This window comes from Micromonospora sp. CNZ296 (genome assembly GCF_007827635.1).
This window is the reverse complement of the sequence record NZ_VISW01000059.1, coordinates 1-2,967: the sequence shown is the minus strand read 5'-3', so window position 1 is coordinate 2,967 and position 2,967 is coordinate 1. Positions and strand designations below refer to the sequence as shown.

The 2,967-nt window shown below is 70.2% G+C and carries 3 protein-coding genes and 1 pseudogene; 1 reads left to right on the top strand and 3 read right to left on the bottom strand.

Going from position 1 to position 2,967, the window contains the following annotated elements; genetic code table 11:
• The 3 genes and pseudogenes from FB455_RS34055 to FB455_RS34045 all read right to left on the bottom strand — a co-directional run.
• A pseudogene (locus FB455_RS34055) lies at window positions 1–543 on the bottom strand (glycosyltransferase family protein); the annotation flags it as partial.
• A 2-nt stretch (window positions 544–545) separates the two neighbouring features.
• On the bottom strand, window positions 546–1,478 hold the full coding sequence (locus tag FB455_RS34050; protein ID WP_013287158.1) for an aromatase/cyclase: 933 nt from the start codon (window positions 1,476–1,478) through the stop codon (window positions 546–548).
• Between the two features lie 18 nt (window positions 1,479–1,496).
• Window positions 1,497–2,306, bottom strand: a complete 810-nt coding sequence (locus tag FB455_RS34045; protein WP_369751983.1) for an SDR family NAD(P)-dependent oxidoreductase — start codon at window positions 2,304–2,306, stop codon at window positions 1,497–1,499.
• A gap of 112 nt (window positions 2,307–2,418) precedes the next feature.
• On the opposite strand from FB455_RS34045, the gene FB455_RS34040 reads away from it, so the two are divergent.
• The coding region (locus FB455_RS34040; protein ID WP_047894817.1) for a glycosyltransferase family protein at window positions 2,419–2,967 on the top strand (549 nt) is incomplete at its 3' end.

Sequence of the window (2,967 nt, the reverse complement as noted above, 5' to 3'; positions counted from 1 at the left end):
CTCCAGGTGCCGCTGCCGGACATGGCCGACCAGATCCAGGCCGAACAGCAGCCGCCCGTGCGCCGCCCCACTCGCGATCGCCGCGACCGCACCGGCGAAGGTCACCGAGTCCCACACGACGAGATCCGGACGCCAGTCCCTCGCGAACGCGACGAGATCGTCGATCATCCGATCCGGGCACAGCGTCCGGAAGCCGAACATCGTCACAGCCGTCAGCTGCCTCTGCACGTACTCGTAGGTGAGGATCTCGTCGCGCAGCTCGCTGATGTCGGTCAACTCGATGTAGTCCGCCGGCGCCGGCTCGTCGTCGGGCGCCTCCTCGACCTCGCGCCGGTGCTGCTCGTCCAACTCCCGCACCTGCTCCTGCTGGTTCAGCGGCTCGCCGACCGCGACAGCGGTGAGCCCGGCGCCGGTGATCGCCTCCGTGAGATCCGGCTGGCTCGCCACCCGCACGTCGTGGCCGGCCGCACGCAACGCCCACGCCAGGGGCACCTGCGCGTGCAGATGCGTCGGCTGGGCGAAGGTTGTGAAGAGCACCCGCATCGTCAGCCCCGGCGGGCCTGCTCCGCGTACGCCTTCGCGTGCCGCATCGTGGTGCCGCTGTTGCGCCCGAGCGCGGCGCGGATGTACGAGCGAGCGTCGGCGACCGTGGCATCCTCACCGAGAACGCCGGCGATCGCCGACTCGTTGATCACGACGGTGTGTCCGGCCACCATCTCGGTGTCGCCGTTGTGCTCGCGGAACGACCAGAACCCGGTATGCGCGCTCATCAGCTTCGGCGTCTGCAGCTGCTTGTACACGATGCGGTCCGGCGGCAGGCAGATGCGGATCGACACGGTCGTGTGCACCGATCCGTCCGCGGTGCGGGTGTCCATGGCGAGGCTCTGGACACCGCGTACGCGCTCGTCGAGGACGACCCGGGCGACGTGCGGCAACCGCTGCGGCCACAGCCCGGCCTCGTCGATGACGGTGTACGCGTCCGCGGCCCTTCCGTTGATCGACACCGCGTCCTCGAAGGACAGCAGCAGCTCGTCGTCGCGCCCCGCCGCAGCGGCCAGCGCGCTCAGTTCGGCCTCGCTGTTGCGGTCGACGGCGCGCCGAATCCAGTCGAGGTGACCTGGATCGTCGTCGACCGCCCGGTAGGTGTGCAGCAGCCGCACGACCGTCTTGTCGGGTCCGGCCGGTTCGAACCGCCACTCGCCGCTCATGGCCGCCACCGGATGAGCCGGCCGGTCCTGCCGGAACGTGATCGAGCGTGCCGCCCGGTCCAGGATCCGCCGCGAGGTCCAGTTCTTGACCTCGTCGTTCGCGGTGGCCCAGATTCGGATCCGCTCCCCGTCGCCGCTGCGCTCGATCTGTTCGGCGTGCACGGTCGGTGGGAACACCACCGGCCAGCAGCTCACGTCGGCGACGAGGTCGTAGATCACCGCTACGGGTGCGGCCACGGTCACCCGGTGATCGGTGTGCTGTTCCGACATGTCGTCGTTCCCCTCGGGTCAGTAGTTGCCGAGTCCGCCGCAGACGTTGAGCGCCTGCGCGGTGATCGGGGCGGCAGTGTCGGTGACGAGGTAGCCGACGAGGCCGGCGACCTCTTGCGGAGTGCTGTAGCGGCCGAGCGGGATCTTCGCCTGGAACCTGGCGAGCACCTCGTCCTCGGTGCTGTCCCAGACCTCGGCGTATCCCCGTCGGACCCGCTCGGCCATCGGCGTCTCCACGTACCCGGGGCAGACGGCGTTGACCGTCACGCCGGTCTTGGCCAGCTCCAACCCGAGGGCCTTGGTGAAGCCGACGACGCCGTGCTTCGACGCCGAGTACGGCGCTCCGAGCACGACACCCTGCTTGCCGCCGGTCGACGCGATGTTGATGACACGTCCCCACCCGCGCTCCAGCATGCCGCCGGTGGTGAGCACCTCGCGGGTCATCCGGAACACGCTGGTGAGGTTGGTCTCCAGCACGTCGAGCCACAGTTCGTCGGTGATCTGGGCGGTCACCCCGCCGCCGTTGCGGCCGGCGTTGTTGACGAGTACGCCGACTGGTCCGAACCGTTCGACGGCCGCGGTGACGAACGCCCGCACCTGGCCGGCGTCGCGGACGTCGCACGCCTGGCCGTCAACGTCGTGACCCTTCGCGCGCAGCTCCTTGACGGTCAGGTCGACGGCGTGGCCGTCGCGGGCGCAGATGTAGACCGTCGATCCGCGTTCGGCGAGCAACGTCGCGACCGCGTGTCCGATGCCGCTCGTCGCGCCGGTAACGACAGCGAGGCTGTCCTGCGTCAATGTTCTCTCCCGTCCTTCGTGCCGAGCCACATCGTGGCGATCGCCGCTGTCGGGGCGGTCGACGATCGGTGGACCGGCGCTGAACCCGCTGCTCCATCGGGGCTCAGGGCCGGCACGAGCCGTGACGTCCAAGGTGTCCGGCATGCGGGTGCTCTTCACGACCATCGCCGCGCCGACGCACCTGCACGCGCAGGTGCCCCTGGCGTGGGCGTTGCGGGCGGCCGGCCACGACGTGCGGGTGGCGAGCCAGCCGGATCTCACGGAGGCGATCACCGGCGCCGGGCTCACAGCCGTCGCGGTCGGGCCGCCGCTCGGCGCGGACCGGTGGTCACAGGACGTCGTGGAAGAGGTGGCCGAGCGGTGGGAGTTCACCGGCGACGAGCTGTGGGGCCCGGGCGGCCGGATGCGCTGGGAGCTGTTCGACCTGTGCGAGCTGCGCCGGCAGCGGCTCACGTACGACTACGTCCAGTCCGTGCTGACCGCCTGGACGTCGCTGGACCACCAACTGTCCTGCTCCGCCGGGATGATCGATGATCTGGTTGCGTTCACCCAGGACTGGCGTCCGGATCTCGTCGTCCGCGACCCGGTGACCTTCGCCGGTTCGGTCGCGGCGATCGCCAGCGGCGCCGCCCATGCGCGGCTGCTGTTCGGTCTCGACGTCTTCGGGCACATGCGGTCGACCTACCTCGAA